Origin of the sequence: Telluribacter humicola (genome assembly GCF_017355935.1) — a bacterium.
Lineage (GTDB): Bacteria > Bacteroidota > Bacteroidia > Cytophagales > Spirosomataceae > Telluribacter > Telluribacter humicola.
This window is the reverse complement of sequence record NZ_JAFIQT010000002.1, coordinates 632611-651331: the sequence shown is the minus strand read 5'-3', so window position 1 is coordinate 651331 and position 18721 is coordinate 632611. Positions and strand designations below refer to the sequence as shown.

General features: G+C 47.2%; 15 protein-coding genes and 1 other RNA gene. All 16 read right to left on the bottom strand.

Annotation, left to right across the window (positions count from 1 at the left end; translation table 11 throughout):
- Nucleotides 1–94: 94 nt before the first annotated feature.
- The 16 genes from JUB14_RS13745 to JUB14_RS13670 all read right to left on the bottom strand — a co-directional run bounded on the left by JUB14_RS13745 (nucleotide 95) and on the right by JUB14_RS13670 (nucleotide 18428).
- The gene (locus tag JUB14_RS13745; protein ID WP_374757810.1) at nucleotides 95–586 is read right to left on the bottom strand and encodes a 30S ribosomal protein S16; all 492 of its coding nucleotides are present in this window, start codon (nucleotides 584–586) and stop codon (nucleotides 95–97) included.
- A 192-nt stretch (nucleotides 587–778) separates the two neighbouring features.
- Nucleotides 779–2287: an OmpA family protein gene (locus tag JUB14_RS13740; RefSeq protein ID WP_207506872.1), complete on the bottom strand. Its 1509-nt coding sequence runs from the start codon at nucleotides 2285–2287 to the stop codon at nucleotides 779–781.
- A 54-nt stretch (nucleotides 2288–2341) separates the two neighbouring features.
- An RNA gene (gene rnpB / locus JUB14_RS13735) (RNase P RNA component class A) lies at nucleotides 2342–2747 on the bottom strand.
- Between the two features lie 98 nt (nucleotides 2748–2845).
- Nucleotides 2846–4156, bottom strand: a complete 1311-nt coding sequence (locus JUB14_RS13730) for a DUF4403 family protein (protein WP_207506871.1) — start codon at nucleotides 4154–4156, stop codon at nucleotides 2846–2848.
- 133 nt (nucleotides 4157–4289) lie between these two features.
- Nucleotides 4290–5285 carry a Smr/MutS family protein gene (locus JUB14_RS13725; RefSeq protein WP_207506869.1) on the bottom strand — a complete coding sequence of 332 codons (996 nt, stop codon included), beginning with the start codon at nucleotides 5283–5285 and terminating at the stop codon, nucleotides 4290–4292.
- Nucleotides 5286–5355: 70 nt separating this feature from the next.
- Nucleotides 5356–6270: a DUF2279 domain-containing protein gene (locus JUB14_RS13720; protein WP_207506867.1), complete on the bottom strand. Its 915-nt coding sequence runs from the start codon at nucleotides 6268–6270 to the stop codon at nucleotides 5356–5358.
- Between the two features lie 7 nt (nucleotides 6271–6277).
- A complete protein-coding gene (locus JUB14_RS13715; RefSeq protein ID WP_207506865.1) occupies nucleotides 6278–8356 on the bottom strand; it encodes a VWA domain-containing protein in 2079 nt (692 codons plus the stop codon).
- Between the two features lie 173 nt (nucleotides 8357–8529).
- On the bottom strand, nucleotides 8530–9276 hold the full coding sequence (gene fabG, locus JUB14_RS13710; RefSeq protein WP_207506863.1) for a 3-oxoacyl-[acyl-carrier-protein] reductase: 747 nt from the start codon (nucleotides 9274–9276) through the stop codon (nucleotides 8530–8532).
- Between the two features lie 175 nt (nucleotides 9277–9451).
- On the bottom strand, nucleotides 9452–11989 hold the full coding sequence (locus JUB14_RS13705) for an ATP-dependent Clp protease ATP-binding subunit (protein ID WP_207506861.1): 2538 nt from the start codon (nucleotides 11987–11989) through the stop codon (nucleotides 9452–9454).
- Between the two features lie 52 nt (nucleotides 11990–12041).
- Complete coding sequence (locus JUB14_RS13700) at nucleotides 12042–12725, bottom strand: WbqC family protein (protein WP_207506859.1); 684 nt, start codon at nucleotides 12723–12725, stop codon at nucleotides 12042–12044.
- 117 nt (nucleotides 12726–12842) lie between these two features.
- Nucleotides 12843–13466, bottom strand: a complete 624-nt coding sequence (locus JUB14_RS13695) for an L-threonylcarbamoyladenylate synthase (RefSeq protein WP_207506857.1) — start codon at nucleotides 13464–13466, stop codon at nucleotides 12843–12845.
- Between the two features lie 12 nt (nucleotides 13467–13478).
- Nucleotides 13479–14489, bottom strand: a complete 1011-nt coding sequence (locus tag JUB14_RS13690; protein ID WP_207506854.1) for a glycosyltransferase — start codon at nucleotides 14487–14489, stop codon at nucleotides 13479–13481.
- A gap of 319 nt (nucleotides 14490–14808) precedes the next feature.
- Nucleotides 14809–15732: a YihY/virulence factor BrkB family protein gene (locus JUB14_RS13685; protein WP_207506853.1), complete on the bottom strand. Its 924-nt coding sequence runs from the start codon at nucleotides 15730–15732 to the stop codon at nucleotides 14809–14811.
- Nucleotides 15732–16160, bottom strand: coding sequence for an acyl-CoA thioesterase (locus tag JUB14_RS13680; protein WP_207506851.1), 429 nt, complete (start codon nucleotides 16158–16160; stop codon nucleotides 15732–15734). Before JUB14_RS13680 ends, JUB14_RS13685 begins: the two co-directional genes overlap by 1 nt.
- A 47-nt stretch (nucleotides 16161–16207) precedes the next feature.
- Entirely contained in the window at nucleotides 16208–17242 is a 1035-nt protein-coding gene (gene mltG, locus JUB14_RS13675) for an endolytic transglycosylase MltG (RefSeq protein WP_207506850.1), read from the bottom strand.
- Between the two features lie 109 nt (nucleotides 17243–17351).
- On the bottom strand, nucleotides 17352–18428 hold the full coding sequence (locus tag JUB14_RS13670) for an Ldh family oxidoreductase (RefSeq protein WP_207506848.1): 1077 nt from the start codon (nucleotides 18426–18428) through the stop codon (nucleotides 17352–17354).
- Nucleotides 18429–18721 lie beyond the last annotated feature (293 nt).

Sequence of the window (18721 nt, the reverse complement as noted above, 5' to 3'; positions counted from 1 at the left end):
TTCAGTTTATAGTGTTAAAAAACTGCCTCCTATAAAACAATATGAGTCTGTACGGCAAGCCGACAGACCCATATTCATACTTAGTATACCGAGATTATTCCGCCGCTTGCTCTTCGGTTGCCTCATCAGCCGCTGCCTCTTCGCCAGCTTCTTCTGTTGCAGCCTCTTCAGCTGGTGGGGTGTTCTTCTTAGTGATAGCTTCCAAACGAGCCTGGTTAACTTTACGCTCAGCGGCAAGTTTGCTTTCTTTTTCAGCATCCTGCTTCTGGGTTTTAACATCCGCAGCTGCAGTCTTTCTGTCTTCTTTTGATTGCTTCCACTCTTCAAAGCGAGTATCCGCTACATCCTGAGAAATAGCTCCTTTGATTACACCTACCTGTAGGTGCTTGCGCAACATTACTCCTTCGTGATGAAGAATCGAACGTGCGGTGTCAGTTGGTTGAGCACCTTTCAACAGCCAGTCTACAGCTTTGTCCGTAGCCAGTACAACCTGCGCGGGATCGCTGTTAGGGTTGAAAGTACCAAGCTTCTCGATAAAGCGACCATCACGTGGTGCTCTGGCGTCAGCTACTACGATGTCATACATCGCTCTTTTTTTGCGTCCACGACGCGCTAATCTAATTTTTACAGCCATTCTGCTAAAATTGTTATGGTGGGGATCTCGTCCCCGGGTTAAACAGGGTGCAAATTTACGAAATCTTTCGGTAACTATACTATATGGCTATCAAAAAAGGGATCTGATTTTCCAGATCCCTTTTTTGATGTATTTGTTATTTTTTTAGTGCTGCTCGTAACCAGCAGGGTACTTAGAGCGCAGTGTGTTCATAGGCTCAATCTTGATCTCAACACGGCGGTTGGCCTGCAGACCTTCGGCTGAAGTATTCGGAGCCAGCGGGCGATACTCACCATAGTGCTCAGTTAGAATACGAGAGGCATCAGTCAGACCTGAACGGATCAGGAAGCGCTTAGCTGCCTCAACACGGCGGCGTGACAGTGACATATTATATCCATAACCAGCACGGGCATCCGCGTGACCTACAAGTACTATACGGCAGTTAGGACGCATGTTCAGAAGCTCAATTACTTGGTTCAACACAGTCTGTGAAGCCGAACGAATAGTAGCTTTGTCAGTATCGAATTCGATGTTGCTGAACAAGGCTTCGCATTCATCCTTAGGCAGGTTGTTTCGAATTGCATCACGGATGTACTTATCCAGATCAATGGCTACCCCACCACCCGATACTACGCTTCCAGCTGGTGTATTAGGCTCTTTATCGAACAGGTCAGCTACGCCATCGCTGTCGGAGTCAGTATACAGACGTGGATCAACCGGAGCAGGCATGTTTGCCTTGGCAATAGAATCAGCATCCTCCATGGTTGGATTGTATGGCGGTGGAATCAAAGCTCTTGGATCAGCCCAACGCAGGTGGTAACGACCTTTAGATATGTCATACTTCCCATCCTTGGACATGACAGCATTACGGCCAAGCTTATAAGTCAGGGCTATTGCTCCGTATCCCCACTTATCCAGTTTTGACTCTCCTTTGTAGAAACCAAAGATGCCCTGTGAAGTAGCGTGACGGGTAATGTCGCTGGCAGTCAGGTCAAGCTTCTCGGTGTTGACGTGATTGATAGTGAAGTCTACACCAATGTCGAAACGGCGGGTAAGTTCATAATGAATAGCCAGACCCAGCGGAACAACGTATTCACGGGTATAGATCGTACCATTACGATCCCATTTACCGGCGGTAGTTGAGCTTGCTTCTGTATTAGAAGACAACAGAAGCAGGTCGGTATTCATGTCATACACATCGGTATGGAAGTACATAACTCCAAAACCAGCATGAGCATCGAATTTCCAGCGGCGCAGCTTGTTGAATCCAAAAAGCAGGCGGTTCAGGTTCATGGTACCATCAATGGTAGCCTGCACAAACGAAGGACTTTTGAAGTACAGGTCACGAGAAACTGGCACAGTTTCGCCCGGAGCCAGGCTTGTGTAGTCCATTCTGGACCCCATAAGGCTACCGTTGAACAAGGTAAGCTGGGCTCCAAAAACCGGCGTAATCTGCTTGTTTAGTGATAGGCCCCACATTCCTGTAATATCCTCCCTCTCGCCCCGTTTGAAGTCATACTGGCTCAAATCACCAAAAAAACGTGATACACCACCATATCCGGTAATAGACCACGTATTCATTTTGTTATTCCCTTCGTAAGTGTACTGAGCGAAAGCATTCGAAGCGAACAACGACAAGCAGGATAAAACAACGTAAAGTTTCTTTTTCTTCATGAGGAAACACCAGTTATGTGATTCAATTAATTCAGCTTTAATAGCGCAATCCGAAAGTAAAATAAGCCTGTAAGCCGGATTCTGTCCCCCGAATTGCTTCGGAGCTCCTATCATTTGTCTGGGACTCCGGTCACCCGAAGCCTCTAACGACCTACCCGTACTGATGCCTCGCCGAAGCGAGAGCTGGAACGAGCAGCCCCAAAACTCAGTACCTATTTGGTCTTTCAGCCCGTAAGGTTTACCCTGCCTCTATCGTCACCGATAAAGCGGTGGTCTCTTACACCACCTTTTCACCCTTACCCAGCATTAAAATATCATGCCAAGGCGGTATATTTTCTGTGGCACTGGCTGTCAGCTAATCGTCACCAATCAACTGCCTTCCCGTTAGGAAGTACGACGCTCTGTGCTGTCCGGACTTTCCTCCCCGACGTTAAATCGGAGCGATAGGACGGCTTATTCACTTCCGTTGGCTACAAAGCTAAGAAATGTTTGCTTTGATTGGCGGCGAATATACTACAAAAACTAATTAATAATTGTTTAGAGCCACTTTTGCATTGTCTACATCAGTCCCTCTATTTTGAGATTTACCCTACCCGTCGCAAAGACAATCGCGTATATATGCTTAGGGGTCAGGTACACCCGGTCGGGAGTTATCTCATTGAGTGACCCGTTCAGTGCCACGCCTTTAGTAACCTGGTAGTGAGTTAAAGCCTGCTGAATAGTCTTACGCGCTTCTTCGATCTGATCCCCTACCGGAAAGATCATCTTTTTTTCAAGCATCCGGCTAAAAGTACTTTGCAAAAGCCAGCTGGCAGTCCTGAACATGACACTACGCGTATCCAGGTCGTAATCCAGGTGCTTCAGGGAGAGCATGCGGGTCTGAGGGTCGTAGTGCGGGATACCTCTCAGGTATATATCGCCATTGATACTTCCTTTAAGACCTGCTTTGATAATCAGCATATCTTCCTGCCCATACATGTGAATACCCGTTATCTGTACCGAATAGCGATCACCACTAAATGAGAAGGTCTCTCCGACTAACTTTTGGCTGGCCAGCCGGGCGGCATCCTGATAAGTAACAGCACTGATCAGACCGACCCGGAAGTTCTCAGGGACTTGATCTACAATCTGAAGGTCAGGGAGCTTGCTACTGCTGGTTACCTCAGGCTTGGTAGCGGAGGTAACGGTCTGGGTATACCCCTTGAGGCCAATGGTAGTGCGCAACAGCTTATTAGAGGCTACCAGAGGAGTCATCACAACGGAGGTAGGAACTACTACCAGCCAGGTGTTGTAATCCTCCGAGAGGAGTACCGGCTGCCGGGCCAGATCCCACGCTTCCTGTACATACTTTTTCAATTCAATGTTTTTGCTGACCTGCTCATCAATCGCTTTTGTGATCTTCTCAAAGTTCTTGTTGAGCAGCCTGCTCACCATTGACTTGATAGGAATGGATAATCCGGCGACTTTGACTGATGGCTCTGATATCCAGTCGTAGCTTTCTACCTGAGTAGTAGATACAACCTGCCAGTCAGGTGTCATATGAACTTTTGAAACAAACCGGATACGGAGAGCGAACTCAGTATCTTTGTAGCCGGACATCGTAAAACCCATAGGGCTGATCTTGTAGCCGGCGCTAACCCATATCCTGATGGGTACATCGAACAGGAAGGTAGAATCCTGGGCAGACACCCGGATATCATTCAACTTCCATACTTTTGCTTTCAGGTTATCGTTTCCCTCGTCCTCGTAGCTATTGTCCTCGTAGATAAGTCCTTTGAGCTGCGCATTGATTTGTCTTTCCAACTCTACAATGGGCATTTCAACCGGTACGTTTAGTACCGATATGTGTTTTTCGTTCTGGATTTGCATATCCGAATAGAGGTATTTCTCCGCAGGGGCCTTAGGTTGCTGATTGTCCCTGGGCTGGCACTGCCAATGCAAACTACAAACAATTACTATAAAAAACAGCCACAAAGACCTGTACGTCCCTGATCTGTACTTTTTACTTGATTTTAACGAGGGTAGCACCGTATCCAAATTTCTCTTTTTGGGCATCTTTAAAAAAATCAACATTCTGATGACGGCTCAGGCGGCGATGCAACTCGGCCCGTAGCACTCCATTTCCCACCCCATGAATAAAAGTAATTTCATCCATACCACTGGCGATGGCCTGTTCCAATTGCTGCTCAAATACCAGCAGCTGAGCTTCCAGTATTTCGGCTTTTGAAAGTCGGGCGTAGTCAGGGCGAATCTTTTCGATGTGCAGGTCCACTACTGACTTTACACCTCCACCCTTAGTAGCTGGTGCAGGTGTGGGCTCAGCAGTCAGCATCTTCTCCCTAAGCTCCTGGGCGCTTAGAGGAGCCTGGGCCTTTGGGCTATCTCCTCCCTCTTCATCCAACTGATACACATAGGCTTCTTTAAGCAGAACCGGTACCTGCTGCTTCCGCTTGTAGAAAGACTGAGCACGGCACTTGAGGCGCTTCTGGAAGGGCTCTTTAGCTTCGAAGGACCCTTCTTTGTGGAACAAGGCCTGCAGGTCAAACGTCGGCCAGGACTCAAAGTCTTTGATCAGCAGGTCGGTCATTTTCTGTGAGGCACGTGGGGATAGTACTCCGGCTCCTAATCCAGTATAACGTCCTTCATGGCTAGCCGTAAAAGTAAAAGGTAGTAGCCAGTCGGTATTATTAATAACGTGTACAGTAAACTCCCGATCATTGATAGGTACAAAGGCCAGGTAAATCCCCTTCTGAGCAAAAACACCGGTGGCTCTGGATGGAGTACTCGCTGCTGATGATCTGGATCTTGGCTCTTCCTTCACCGGGGGCTTGGCCAGGCGCTGCGCCTCCATCGGAGACACGACTACTACCTCCTGACGTAGTACCGGAATACGAAATCCATCTTCAATTTCTATTTCAACCTGGTTGCCCGGCAGAAAACGCGAGATAATACCCTCTTCGCGTCCGTGCACCATTCTTACTTTATCACCTATATTCATCTTGTGTATCTAGTTAATCATGCAAAAACAAAAGCTCCAACCGAGGCCTCTGAACTTCTAAATTAAATTATTAATAGTAAATGGGACGAAAACTAAAGCCTCTCTGACTGAATTCCAGGGCGGGTGCCGGTACCTTCAGCGAATTAAGCATAAACCCAACAGTACGAACAAATTTATTGCGGGTTTTGATCTTGGTCAGATCTACATCAAGCGACAGGTAGTACTGCCGGTAAGGTCTGTATCCTAGTTCAATGCTTTTAGCTGTCTCACCTGCTACCATATCATGAATACCATAACCTGCTGATAGACACAGCCAGGCTGGCCAGTTTGACTCCGGAAAGAAGGACCGTGGGCTCCACGAGAACCAATAGGTCTGGCCGTTGTAATCTTTCAGCCACCGCTCAGCTTTATTGCTTCCCAGTAGCTCAGGCCGCTGCTGAGCCAAGGTGGTATAATGAAAGGAAAACTTAGGTTGGATGCGTATCTCGTCCCACAAAAGAACCTGCCCGGCATACAGCACAGGCCCAGCCAGATTGGCTACCATATCGCCCGGTGAAAAGCCATAGTCCGACGAAAAGCCATCCAGAATTTCAATTGGAGTCTGAAAGAAAAAGCCAGAGATAGCTCCGTAAATGACAGCTTGCTTCTTGCTGACACCTGTCCAGCTGTACATCTGGGCGGTGTGGCGCGAGATCTGATAAGCAGTGTAAAGATGCCCCACTTTGTCCAATTGTTTCCACTCGTGAGTATCATCTGCGATATTGAACCGTACCAGGGGGTTCTTATACCATGTCTTGCTAAGGCCGTACAGGCTCCCAGCGTACAAAGCCGTCTGCGCTGCGAACAAACCGTGCAACTGCCGGTAGTTGGGCCGACGAAGCTGGGTTGAGTCCGGATTTGAAAGGTAAATCTCCCCTTCTCCTCTTACCGAAACGGGGTATATACTTATTACTAATACTAAAAAAAGAAATCTTCGTAGAATCATGTAAACGTTAGTAGCTACCGCTATACTTCCTGAGCCCCCATTCGGTTGTAGCCAGGAGCAGCAGAAGGAAGAACAGCCATTTGAGATGTACCAGTTCTACCATTTCTTCGCTACTTTCCAGTCGATCAGGAGGGCGGTTAGCAGTCATCATCTGTACCAGGGTTTCCAGGGTATTTGGCTGAACAAACTCCCCACCCGTACGCTGCGCCAACTCCCTCAATAGGCCAAAATCGGCCGTTGTATTCAATGCTTCTATCTCAATGTCCCGCACCACAAACTGTCCGCTTACTTCCTGCTGTCCACCACGCATATTAGCAGTAGCTTTGAAGCGGTATACCCCCTCCCCTAATCCACTGATTTCAAAACGCGGATTCTCAGCCGAATGGGTATAGGTATAAGTTTGGGCCTTGCCGGACTCATCTGTTATATCCAGGCGTACTTCCTGACCATATATCTTCTCGTAAATATCATTGTAAATTTCAGTCTGGAAAGCAACCGTCTCCCCGGCATCGAACTCCGCACTTACCGGATATACCCTGAATTTGCGCTTATCTTCCTTGACCGACAGCAGTTGGATGACCTTACGGAAGAGTTCGTCCACGATAACCTGCTTCTCGGTGATGGAGAATTCTTCCTGACGCCACTGCCACAGCCCTTCTCCTGCTAGGATGGCTACCTTGCGATCGCCGGCAGTATTCAGGGCCAGCAGCGGCTTGGTAGTAGCCACACTACCTACACGCTGGTATAAGACTACTTCACTACCCGGCACCAGACGGTACTCACCGAAAGGAACCGAAAGAGGAGGAAGCCGCTCGAGCAGATCCAGACCGGAAGCATCCAGATTCAGAAGCTGAAAGGAGTTGTTAAAACGCCCGGTTACCTTGTCGATCTGACCTGGGTTACCAGCGATCTGTACCGTACGGCTCAGCGTACTGGTAGCTGCGGGAGCTGATTGGTTTCCGAGAATAAAGAAAATAGGGGTGTTCTTCTGCATCAGCCGCCGTACGTACTCATTACCTACTCCACCGGCATCAGGAAGCTGGTGCAGGATGACCAGATCATAGGGCTTTTCCAGAATCTCATTCAGGTTATTCGCTGCTGACAGAGCCCGTACGTCCAGTTCATAGTTTTCATTCTGCTCTATAATACTGCGCAGTGCCTTGATGTCAGGATGTGGAGCCAGCGCTAGTAGCAGGATTTTTTCGCGCCCGTCAATAACGTCAATGTACACCTCCCGGCGATTGTTGCGGGTTGAGAATTCACCCGATATACCTCCTACCTCAACAGTATAATGCTGTACTCCCTTCTGGGTAGAGGAGGTATTAAACGTAACTGATTTGAAGAAGTCGTTTTTATCAATAACTACGTTCTGAGTCGCAATGGTACGACCGCCCTGACGAAGACTGACCGTAGTACTCCGTCCGGCAAATCCAGTGGCCACAATATCAGTCTGCACCGGAAATTGATTGCCCATGTAGGCTACCCGATTGGCAGTCACATTGCGTATCTGCACATCACGCTTAGGAACGGTATCCCCGATGGCTACGGTATGTACTTTAAATGGATAGTTGCCATAAGCCGGCGAAACTCCCTGATTTACAATACCATCTGATAGTAGTATAACATCCGTCAGATTACGACCTTCGTAATTACTCCTAACGTTGTTCAGAAGAGCCGACAGATCTGTCGTTTTCTGGTTGAATTTGATAGAGTCCAGTGCTACTTCAGCCGCTGCCTGATCAAGCGTCTGCACGCTCACTTCATATCCCTGTTCAGCTAATTTTTGCCTTACTTCATTAAGAGCTCCGAGTGTAGGTTGCCCTTGCTGAGCGGTAGACTGCGAGTTATCTACAGCCAGTACTATCTTAGCCTTGTCCACGCTGGTTTCGGTACTTCTGACCAATGGGCTTAGCAGCAGAAAGCAAATAATAGAAACCAAGGTCCCTCTCAGAACCGCCAAGAAAATATTGAGTTGCTTACTCCACGATGGCTCCGGCTTATACAGCAGGTACGCATACAGTACACCTACCAGTAAGCAAAGCAGTATAAACCAGGGTGAAGTAGTAAAGAAAAGTTCAGATCGCATGGGTGAGGCTTAGGTCTCGGGTATATATGGGTATCAGTAAGGTCATCAACAAGATACAACCATAACGATGAAAAACCCTATTGTGGTTTTCAGTTGTTTATAAAAACCCACTGAAAACCACAAAACTATACTATAATAGTAAATAGTAGCCTCTATTATTGCTAAGGCTTTGACTAGGTAAGCATACCCCCATCTACCTGCAACACCTGTCCAGTAATGTACCGTGACATGTCAGAAGCCAGGAACACACAGGCATCAGCCACTTCTTCAGCCTGTCCGCCGCGTTTCATCGGAATTGACTGTTTCCAATCCTCAATAGCCTTGGCATCAATGGCATCGGTCATTTCGGTTTCAATAAATCCGGGAGCTACGGCATTGGAACGTACATTACGCGAGCCTAATTCGAGGGCTACGGATTTAGTAAATCCAACAATACCCGCCTTGGAGGCAGCGTAGTTGGCCTGACCGGCATTACCTCGCAAGCCTACTACCGATGTAATATTAATGATTGAACCACTCTTGGCGCGCATCATAGGTTTGATGGCACCTTTGGTCAGGTTAAATACCGACTTCAGGTTGGTGTTGATAACAGTATCCCATTGCTCTTCGCTCATACGCATCAGGAGGCCATCACGGGTCACACCTGCATTATTAACGAGTACATCCAGTTTTCCAAAATCAGCAACTACATCGTTGATGAGTGTATCAGCAGCCTGAAAGTCGGAGGCATCCGAACGATACCCTTTGGCTTTGATACCATACTGCTGGAGCTCAGCTTCCAGAGCCTGGCCTTTTTCTACATTTGACAGATAGGTGAAGGCTACGTTGGCTCCCTCCTGGGCAAAACGGATAGCAATAGCACGACCGATGCCGCGCGAAGCTCCCGTCACGAGAGCCACTTTATTTTCCAGTAATTTCATGAAACTAGATAAATCAAAAAGTAAAACCGGGCGCAAAAATAAGCGAATGAACACAACTGGACAAAAAAGCTTTCTACGTGATGATGATTGACAAATATTAAGTACGTATAAATAGCCCTAAAGACAAGAAAGGCAGGTCATAAGGCCTGCCTTTCTGTTTATTTATTTTATAGAATTACCCGTTGTTGGTAACTTCTTCTTCTTTCTTTCGAACACTAATAGTTAGTTGTTCACTGCTACCGTCATGATCAGCTACCAGGATATCTCCTTCGCGCAGATCTCCTTTCAGAATCTCTTCGGCAATTGGATCTTCGAGGTACTTCTGAATAGCTCGGTTGAGCGGACGAGCACCGTACTGAGGATCATAGCCCTTCTCAGACAGGAAGTCTTTGGCAGGAATGGTCAGTTCAATCTCGTAACCCAGCCCCTTCACACGGTTGAACAGTTTGCCCAGTGAGATATCGATAATCTGGTGCAGATCTTCGCGCTGCAGTGAGTTGAACACGATCACATCATCAAGACGGTTCAGGAACTCCGGAGAGAATGCCTTACGAAGCGCACTTTGGATGGTGCTTCGCATGATCTCATCCTGATTTTCAGACTTGGCTTTCGTTGAGAAACCAATACCGGTACCAAAATCTTTCAAGTCACGCGCTCCGATGTTGGAGGTCATGATGATAATGGTATTACGGAAGTCTACCCGGCGACCCAGACCATCAGTCAGGATACCATCATCAAGTACCTGCAGCAGGATATTAAATACATCCGGGTGCGCTTTCTCGATCTCATCCAATAGTACTACACTGTATGGCTTACGACGGATCTTCTCGGTCAGCTGACCACCTTCTTCGTAACCTACGTAGCCCGGAGGCGCTCCCACCAAGCGAGATACACTGAATTTCTCCATGTACTCACTCATGTCAATACGTACCAGCGCATCGTCTTTATCGAACAGGTAGGTAGCCAGTACCTTAGCCAGCTCGGTCTTACCAACCCCGGTAGGTCCAAGGAAGATAAACGAACCAATCGGCTTCTTAGGATCTTTCAGACCTACGCGAGTACGTTGAATAGCCTTCACAAGCTTCTCGATAGCTGGGTTCTGACCGATTACTTTGCCTTTCAGCTCATCAGCCATGTGTAGGAGTTTCTTCCCTTCATCCAGCGATACATTGGTTACAGGAATACCAGTCATCATCGCTACAACTTCCGCTACGTTTTGCTCAGTTACGGTATAGCGCTTCTTCTTGGTCTCCTCTTCCCAGGCTTGCTTAGCACGCTCAAGCTGATCGATTAGTTTCTTCTCACGGTCACGAAGCTGAGCAGCCTCTTCGTACTTCTGGCTCTTAACAACCCGGTTCTTCTCCTGCTTGATATTCTCGATCTGCTCTTCGAGCTTCAGGATATCCTCAGGAACCGTGATGTTGCTGATATGTACACGGGCACCTACCTCATCCAGTACGTCAATGGCTTTGTCGGGCAGGAAGCGGTCGGTAATATAACGCTCCGATAACTTCACAGCTGACTCGATGGCATCGTCAGTATAGTTTACGTGGTGGTGATCCTCGTATTTATCTTTGATATTTTCCAGAATCTGGATAGTCTCTTCAACGGATGTGGCATCTACCATTACCATCTGGAAACGACGGGCCAGAGCACCATCTTTCTCAATATACTGGCGATATTCATCCAGAGTAGTAGCACCGATGCACTGGATTTCTCCACGGGCCAGGGCCGGCTTGAACATGTTGGAGGCATCCAGTGAGCCAGAAGCTCCACCAGCACCTACAATCGTATGTAGCTCATCAATGAACAGGATCACATCCGGCGATTTTTCCAGCTCGTTCATCACGGCCTTCATGCGCTCTTCAAACTGACCGCGGTACTTGGTACCTGCTACCAGCGAAGCCAGATCCAGCGTAACTACCCGCTTACCGAATAGTACGCGTGATACTTTCTTCTGTACGATACGCAGGGCCAGACCTTCTGCAATGGCGGTCTTACCTACCCCTGGTTCACCGATCAGGATTGGATTATTCTTTTTACGGCGGCTCAGGATCTGTGCTACCCTTTCAATTTCTTTTTCACGTCCTACTATTGGGTCGAGTTTACCAACTTCGGCCAGTTTGGTCAGATCGCGTCCAAAGTTGTCCAGTACAGGTGTGCGAGATTTCTCTGCTCCCTTGGACTCTTTGCCTGATCCGCTTCCACCAAACATACCACCCCGTGGGTCGTCATCGCCATCGTCGGTTTCGGGTCCCATATGCGGACGAGTACCTGATGATTGATATTCCAGCATCTCTTTAATGACTTCGTAGTTAACATTAAATTTATGGAGTATCTGGGTAGCCACGTTGTCCTCATCGCGCAGGATTGAAAGCAACAAATGTTCAGTGCCGATAAGTGGGCTCTTGAATATCTTAGCTTCCAGATACGTTATCTTCAGTACCTTCTCTGACTGACGGGTCAGAGGGATATTCTGTAGATTCTTGACATTATTTGTAGCGGATCCCTTCGTTGCCTGCTCAATAGTAACGCGGACTTCGTCCAACGAAACACCGAGCTTCTTTAGAAGACCTATTGCTACACCTTCTCCTTCACGTATCATTCCTAGCAATAAGTGCTCCGCCCCAATATAATCATGACCCAGCCGGAGCGCCTCTTCGCGACTCAGGGAGATCACTTCTTTGACTCTATTTGAAAATTTTGCTTCCATGTATAGGCAGGAGTATTTTAGTATCTCTTATATAATTTGTAACGAATATTTTTCAGGCTTTGTTCAATTCGGACCAAATTGTTGGCTGAATGGATTCGGTAAGAATGCGGCGTGCTTCGGGCCCCTGATTGAACAGCAAATCAACAATACTCAAATTAGGTACAAAATCGTTGCCAAAGGTCTGGTAATAGGCGGCACTTTTATAAAAAACCTTCTCAGAATCCTGTTTTTTGTCGTTAAGTAACGATCTGGCATCAAAAATATTTAAAGGAACATCTTCGGAGTATGACATATTGTACCTTAGCTCCTTCTTTATGCCTATAAGTCGCAGACACAATGTCAGTAACTCGTAGTTCAGATCAAAAAGGTACTCTGGCTTACGCCGGTATGTTTCTTCCAGATAGGGAGCGTAGTATTCAAAGTAAGGCGACTTACCATAGGCTGATTGAAAACATCCCCAGTGTCTCCGGATCCAGTCCTGGCTATAATCAATTCTGACTTCGCGGATCTGGGCCTTCTTACTTCCCGCCTGTACTGGTACTGTCAGCACATCTACTTTATTTGTAGTCAGTACATAGCACCGGTTTCGGTAGGTCTGCTTGGGATAATTTTCCTGCGTCTCTAACCAGACTACTTCATGACTCATCAAGCAGGTAAAGTAAGCCAGGCTGGGCAGGTAATGCAGTTCGATCAGTACTTCTCGGGGGGCGTCAATCTGAGTTGCTAATTCTGCCATAACCAAATATGGCGAAGTGGAGGGAATTTATCAAAAAAATGATAGAAAATTATTTACAAAACCTTTGCTCCTAACTCCCAGACACTTTTCGATACAATTTATAATGACTGTATTTCTCTAATACGTCTCGATCTGTCCCAGCCCCTCACGAATCACCTCAAAGTTATCGTCAGTAGCGTCAATGATAGTAGAGGGGACGTTTCCACCGTACCCGCCATCCACGACAATATCGACCAGGTTCATAAATTTTTCGTAGATCAACTCGGGATCAGTAGAGTATTCGATCACTTCGTCGTCGTCACGAATAGAAGTAGTAATGATAGGATTGCCGAGCTCGCGCACGATCTGGCGGGGGATGTTATTATCAGGCACGCGTATACCTACGGTCTTCTTACTGGTATTTAGTAGCTTAGGTACTTTACCGCTGGCCCAGAGAACAAATGTGAAGGGGCCGGGCAAAGCCTTTTTCATTAGCTTGAAACCAGCATTGCTGACCTTAGCGTAGTCAGCGATATGACTCAGGTCGTAACAGATAAATGAAAAGTCGTTCTTCTCTGGCTTAATACCTTTTATGCGGGCAACTTTTTCAACAGCCTTTGCATTGTGGATATCGCACCCCAGCCCATAAATGGTGTCAGTAGGGTAGATTACAAGACCTCCGCCCCGCAGGCATTCGGCTATCTGACGAATCTTTTTTTCTTCAGGATTGTCCGGATATAGACGTATGAGTTCTGCTGCCATAGAATTGTTATATCAGGTTTCTGATATAACAAAGTTAGGGACTATTTCCTTTGAACGAAATTGAGATTTCTGAAAATAAGTAAGATACAATCGGTACAGACCGGAAACCGGGAGTCGTAGACGGCATAGCAGCACGATGGCTTCGGTAAGTAGATCAGGGTCTTCGATGTAGTTAAGGAGCTTACGGTAGCGCATAGCCAGCTCAAATTCCTGGGCATAGAAGCATTTCCGTATAAAGGTCCGGATCCGGCGCGCCAGGATATCAAACTCTTCCTGGGTGCGGTTCAGATCATAAGCTTTGTTACAGACCGCATAGGTAGATTCCAGAATACCGCTGTCCTTCTTATATACATAGGTAGATAACGAATCAGCCACAACTCTTTTGTAGGTCAGTACTTCGTCCTGGTAGAAGTACTTGTACTTGACAGACGATCGGACCCAGAAATCAAAGTCTTCGTACGTCAGGGTTTCGTCATAACCGCCGAGCTCTTCCAGTACGCTCCGGCGCATCATCATGGTAGGTGTACAGATGAAGTACTTCTTGAGTATCTCCTTATAGACATCTCCCGACGGTACAGGTACCTCTGTTTTTTCTTCCTCATCTACCTGGTAGTGGTAGTGAAGCAGCCGGTCATTGGCATCCATGTAGCGGGCGTTGGAGAAAATAACGCCGTATTCATACGAAAGCATTTCGAAAGCCTCTACCTGCCGTTCGATCCGGCGAGGCAGCATGACATCATCACCGGACAGATCAATTATATATTTACCGGATGCTAACCGTAATCCCTGATTAAATGCTACACATAATCCCCTGTTTGTGTCGTTTTTGATAAATTTTACGGTAGGATAGATATTGAGGATATCTTCAATGATGGAAACGGAACCGTCGGTACTGCCATTATCAATTACTATAAGTTCGATGTTGGGGTAAGTTTGATTAAGTACCGAACGCAAGGCAGCTCCCACAAAAGAATGTTGATTATAAACTGTACATATAACAGATACAGGGGTATATCTTGCCATACTTTTAGTGTTTTTAAGTGTGTTGATTAGTCGGGAGATACTTCAATTTTTTTCCTAGTTACAAGTAATGTTTTAAAAAACATAAAAAATTGTGTGTACGGTAAAGGTCCAAACAACCACATGAACTTAGTAAACAAATATTAAACATTTAAAGTATTATATATCAATTACTTAAAACCCGAAAAACTAAACAAAACTAAGTTTTGGCACGATATTAGCTCTACATCAGGTGGAATTGATGTGTTACGGTGCCACCGGACATCTGTTTTTATGGGTTAGGGTAATACATGAAATGCCGGACTTACAATAAGTCCGGCATTTATTCTTTTTGGGCAGCACGAGTACGCCTGGCCAGGATGATACTCGCATTGATCTCAAAACCGAAAATAAGGAGGAGCGCAATCAGGTACAACCAGATCATCAGGGCAATCATGGTACCTATTGAACCATACAGCTTATTATAGGAACCAAAGTTGGACAGATAAAAGGAGAAGGCATACGTAGCCAGTACAATAAGACCGGAAGCTACTATTGATCCTACATTAAAAAACGACATCCGGACCGACCGGTTTGGCGCGAAGCGATAGATAATAGAAACCGCCAGTGTCAGGGTAGCAAAGGTAATCAGATACCGCGTGATGTTGACCAGCATGATGATCCAGGCTTCACGGACAATGTTCCAGTCAGCCACAACGGCCATAACCCGGTCGCCTACAATAAGCAGCACTACCGATACGAATAGCACAATGGCCAGCAGCAGGGTCAACATAGTGGCAATGGCCCGTGTCTTCAGAAACCCACGGTTCTCTACATCCCGGTATACCATATTAAAGGCCCGCATCAGCGACACCATGCCGTTGGTAGCAGTAACGACGGTTAGAAGAAAACCAACCGAGAGGACTCCCTTGCGTGGACGGCTCACAATATCCTGAATCGTATGGTTGGCTTCAGCATAAATACCTCTGGGCATCAGTTCCCGCAGAAACTCCATAATCTGCGCATCGAGGTCTTCTATGGGTATATACGGAATGAGGGTAAACAGGAAGATGACTGCCGGAAACGCGGCCAGAGTCAAACTGAAAGCTACGGATGTAGCACGCTGGTCGATGTCATGGACCAGTATCTTGTCCGTAAGATTGACCAGTATATCGTACAGGGAGACAGTCCCCCGAAAGAGTTTAGTATTGCGTAACCATTGGCCAATTCGCTGCTGAACAGGATGATTCAATAGTTTCTGGAACATCAGGCTTTCTTGTTAGCATCCTGAAAGTACGGACGCAGTTTGTCTAACAAAGCCGGCGGGGCAGCACATAAACGGCCCGTATCCCGGCGCTGAAAAACCAGCGTGGTTTCACCAACATTCAGCAATATACCATCCTGATTCCGAATTTCATAGTCAAATACGACCCGAGCCGTCGGAAGTGTACGGATAATCACCTTAATTGTAAGCAGATCATCGTACCGTGCTGGTTTAAGGTAGCGAAACCGGCTCTCATACACGGGCATGATCACGCCCGAATCTTCCATTTCCTTATAATGATAATCAAGAGTACGTAGTGCTTCCACTCGTCCTATTTCGTAATAGCGGGCGTAGTTGCCATAGTATACATACCCCATCTGATCGGTATCGGCGTACCGGACTCGGATTCCTGTTACTTCGTAGGTAAACATGAACTTGTTATTAAAAACCTGTGGCCCCTGGTGGGGCCACTTACTACTTATTGCTTTATGTTCAGTCGGTTGAGTGCCTGCTGGTATTCACGGGCATTTTTCATATGCTCCTGGTAGTTTTCGGCAAAGGCATGGTAGCCCGAGAAATCAGCCCGAGCACAGAAGTAGATATACTTATGGTCCTCGTGATTGAGCACGGCATCAATGGATGATGGCGCCGGTAGATTAATAGGTCCGGGAGGCAATCCGGTATTGCGGTACGTATTATAAGGAGACTTGATCTCCGTGTGGTAGTTGAGTACGCGACGGATGGAGAAATCACGCCACGCAAACACGATGGTAGGATCAGCCTGCAGAGGCATGCCCTGCTCAATACGGTTGAGATACACACCAGCTACCCGGGGCTTCTCATCATTTTTCTTGGTTTCGGCCTCTACAATGGATGCCAGTACTGTTACCTCAACGGGGCTCATCCCCATAGCCTTGGCCTTGGCCTTACGCTGATCAGTCCAGAACTTCTCGTATTCACTGTGCATCCGGTCCAGAAACTTCTCAGTGGAGACATCCCAGTAAATTTCGTAGGTGTTTGGCAGAAACATGGATACCACCGTCACGGTATCAAAGCCATACTTCTGACTCAAAGCCGGATCATTAAGCGCCTGGCGGAGCCCTTCTTGCCCAAAGGCAAACTTAGGCCCAATCCGCTCGACGAGGTCATCCTTCAGGCGAATGTTGTTAAAGGTAAGCTTTACGGCATCCTGGTCGCCCGCTTTCAGTTTTTTGATGATCGGGTAGTTAGGAGAATCAGCTTTGATCACGTACCGTCCGGGCTTTATGCTTTCGGGATAGTCCAGCAGTTTAGCCAGGAACTGAAACGAAACATAATCATTTACTACCTCATTCTTCTTCAGGGTATCCAGTACTGACTGGTAGGTAGCATTTTCGGGAATATACAGTACAAAGCTTTTATCCTTCTCTACCTGCAGGTTAGGCGTTTTGAAAATCTGCCAGAAATAAAAGGTAAAGGTAGTGGTGAGTACCGCCAGGGTTAAAAATACACCAATTTTGATGTTACGAGACATACGTATCCTACAATTTGAATCTATTTATTTATGTATAAATCAGGAGCTAAGCTTCTCTTTGCTAGCCTATAATGATCTTTTCTTTTATAAAATTTTAGCACCAGCCCGGCTACTGTACTTCAAACTCAAGCCCGAACCGTTGTGCCAATTCGCTGAGTGACTGTACTACCGGAGGCAGTAGGTCGATTCCCTCCTGTCGGCGCAGTGCCTCGGTTTCTCGCTCGGGGTCACCCGGTATGAGTACCTGCTTACCCTCAACGGCTCTGGCTTTACGGAAAGCCCGGATCCAGTTGTCCATGTGACTCTTAAATTCGTCGGCCGGCCGAAATCCATCAACGCGCATTGCACCCAAAAAGTGTCCGGTTCCCTGGCCTACTCTCTCCTGGACAGCCATAAAGCCGGCGGTCGCGAAGGGTGGTACCCACGGACCGTAGTTGGCACCCGACAGTACACCCGAAAGTATATCTACGATAGCTCCCAGGCCATATCCCTTATGACTACCGTGCTCCCGATCCGATCCCAAAGGAAGTAATCCTCCCCCACTCTTCACGGCGTTGGAGTCAGTAGTAGGCTCCCCGTTGGCATCCTGCGCCCAGCCCAGCGGAGCGGGTAGCCCCTTGCGCTGCAGGATCTCAAACTTACCATAGGCTACGGCGGTAGAGGCAAAGTCAGCTACAAAAGCGGGCTCATCCTGCGTAGGTACTGCTACGGCCAGCGGATTAGTGCCCAGCATCTTATCCAGTGAGAAGGTTGGTGTTACCAGCGGAGCGGCATTGGTCATCGTCCAGCCGATCATGTCCTTCTCGAGGGCCATCATAGCATGGTACCCCGCTATACCGAAATGGTTGGAATTACGGACGGATATCCAGCCCGAGCCTACCTTTTCGGCTTTTTCTATGGCTATTTGCATAGCTTTGGGCGCTACCACCAGCCCTAATCCACGGTCACCGTCAACCACAGCCGTGCTGGGCGTCTCGTGTACTACCTGTATGTTGGGGGTAGGGTTAAGCCGACCATGATCATACAGACGAACGTATCCGGCCAGGCGAGCTATACCGTGTGAATCAATTCCCCGCAGGTCGGCGCTTACCAGTACTTCGGCGGCCAGAGCGGCCTGATCATCCGGACAACCTATACTTTTGAATACGTCCTCCGTAAAACGTTGTAAATAGTCGGCCTGATACATATAAATAATTATAAATGAGGCGTTAAATCCTTCTTATTAAAATGAATTATTTTCAACTTTGTAAATAGATTGCAGCAAATATCCGAATAGCCTGACTTGTTACAAAGTACCTTTCAAAATAAGCTTCGCTAATCCGTAAGGTGGGAGGCAGTAATAGAGGTGACTACGGGAAAATACAATTTATTTAACGGTATCATATTCTTGTCTTTTTGGGGAACCTACTCCGGGTATGGAGAGTTGACTACTACAGCAGGAGCAGCTCCCAAAAGATAGATGTGTGGCAGATAAATGAG

Bases quoted from the DNA above. Each gene is read 5' to 3' on its own strand.
- JUB14_RS13685 (WP_207506853.1), bottom strand. From the start codon at position 15,732: ATGTTCCAGAAACTATTGAATCATCCTGTTCAGCAGCGAATTGGCCAA.
- JUB14_RS13700 (WP_207506859.1), bottom strand. From the start codon at position 12,725: ATGGCAGAATTAGCAACTCAGATTGACGCCCCCCGAGAAGTACTGATC.
- JUB14_RS13705 (WP_207506861.1), bottom strand. From the start codon at position 11,989: ATGGAAGCAAAATTTTCAAATAGAGTCAAAGAAGTGATCTCCCTGAGT.
- JUB14_RS13745 (WP_374757810.1), bottom strand. From the start codon at position 586: ATGTATGACATCGTAGTAGCTGACGCCAGAGCACCACGTGATGGTCGC.
- JUB14_RS13715 (WP_207506865.1), bottom strand. From the start codon at position 8,356: ATGCGATCTGAACTTTTCTTTACTACTTCACCCTGGTTTATACTGCTT.
- mltG (WP_207506850.1), bottom strand. From the start codon at position 17,242: ATGTCTCGTAACATCAAAATTGGTGTATTTTTAACCCTGGCGGTACTC.
- JUB14_RS13720 (WP_207506867.1), bottom strand. From the start codon at position 6,270: ATGATTCTACGAAGATTTCTTTTTTTAGTATTAGTAATAAGTATATAC.
- JUB14_RS13730 (WP_207506871.1), bottom strand. From the start codon at position 4,156: ATGCAAATCCAGAACGAAAAACACATATCGGTACTAAACGTACCGGTT.
- JUB14_RS13725 (WP_207506869.1), bottom strand. From the start codon at position 5,285: ATGAATATAGGTGATAAAGTAAGAATGGTGCACGGACGCGAAGAGGGT.
- JUB14_RS13690 (WP_207506854.1), bottom strand. From the start codon at position 14,489: ATGGCAAGATATACCCCTGTATCTGTTATATGTACAGTTTATAATCAA.
- JUB14_RS13695 (WP_207506857.1), bottom strand. From the start codon at position 13,466: ATGGCAGCAGAACTCATACGTCTATATCCGGACAATCCTGAAGAAAAA.
- fabG (WP_207506863.1), bottom strand. From the start codon at position 9,276: ATGAAATTACTGGAAAATAAAGTGGCTCTCGTGACGGGAGCTTCGCGC.
- JUB14_RS13680 (WP_207506851.1), bottom strand. From the start codon at position 16,160: ATGTTTACCTACGAAGTAACAGGAATCCGAGTCCGGTACGCCGATACC.
- JUB14_RS13740 (WP_207506872.1), bottom strand. From the start codon at position 2,287: ATGAAGAAAAAGAAACTTTACGTTGTTTTATCCTGCTTGTCGTTGTTC.
- JUB14_RS13670 (WP_207506848.1), bottom strand. From the start codon at position 18,428: ATGTATCAGGCCGACTATTTACAACGTTTTACGGAGGACGTATTCAAA.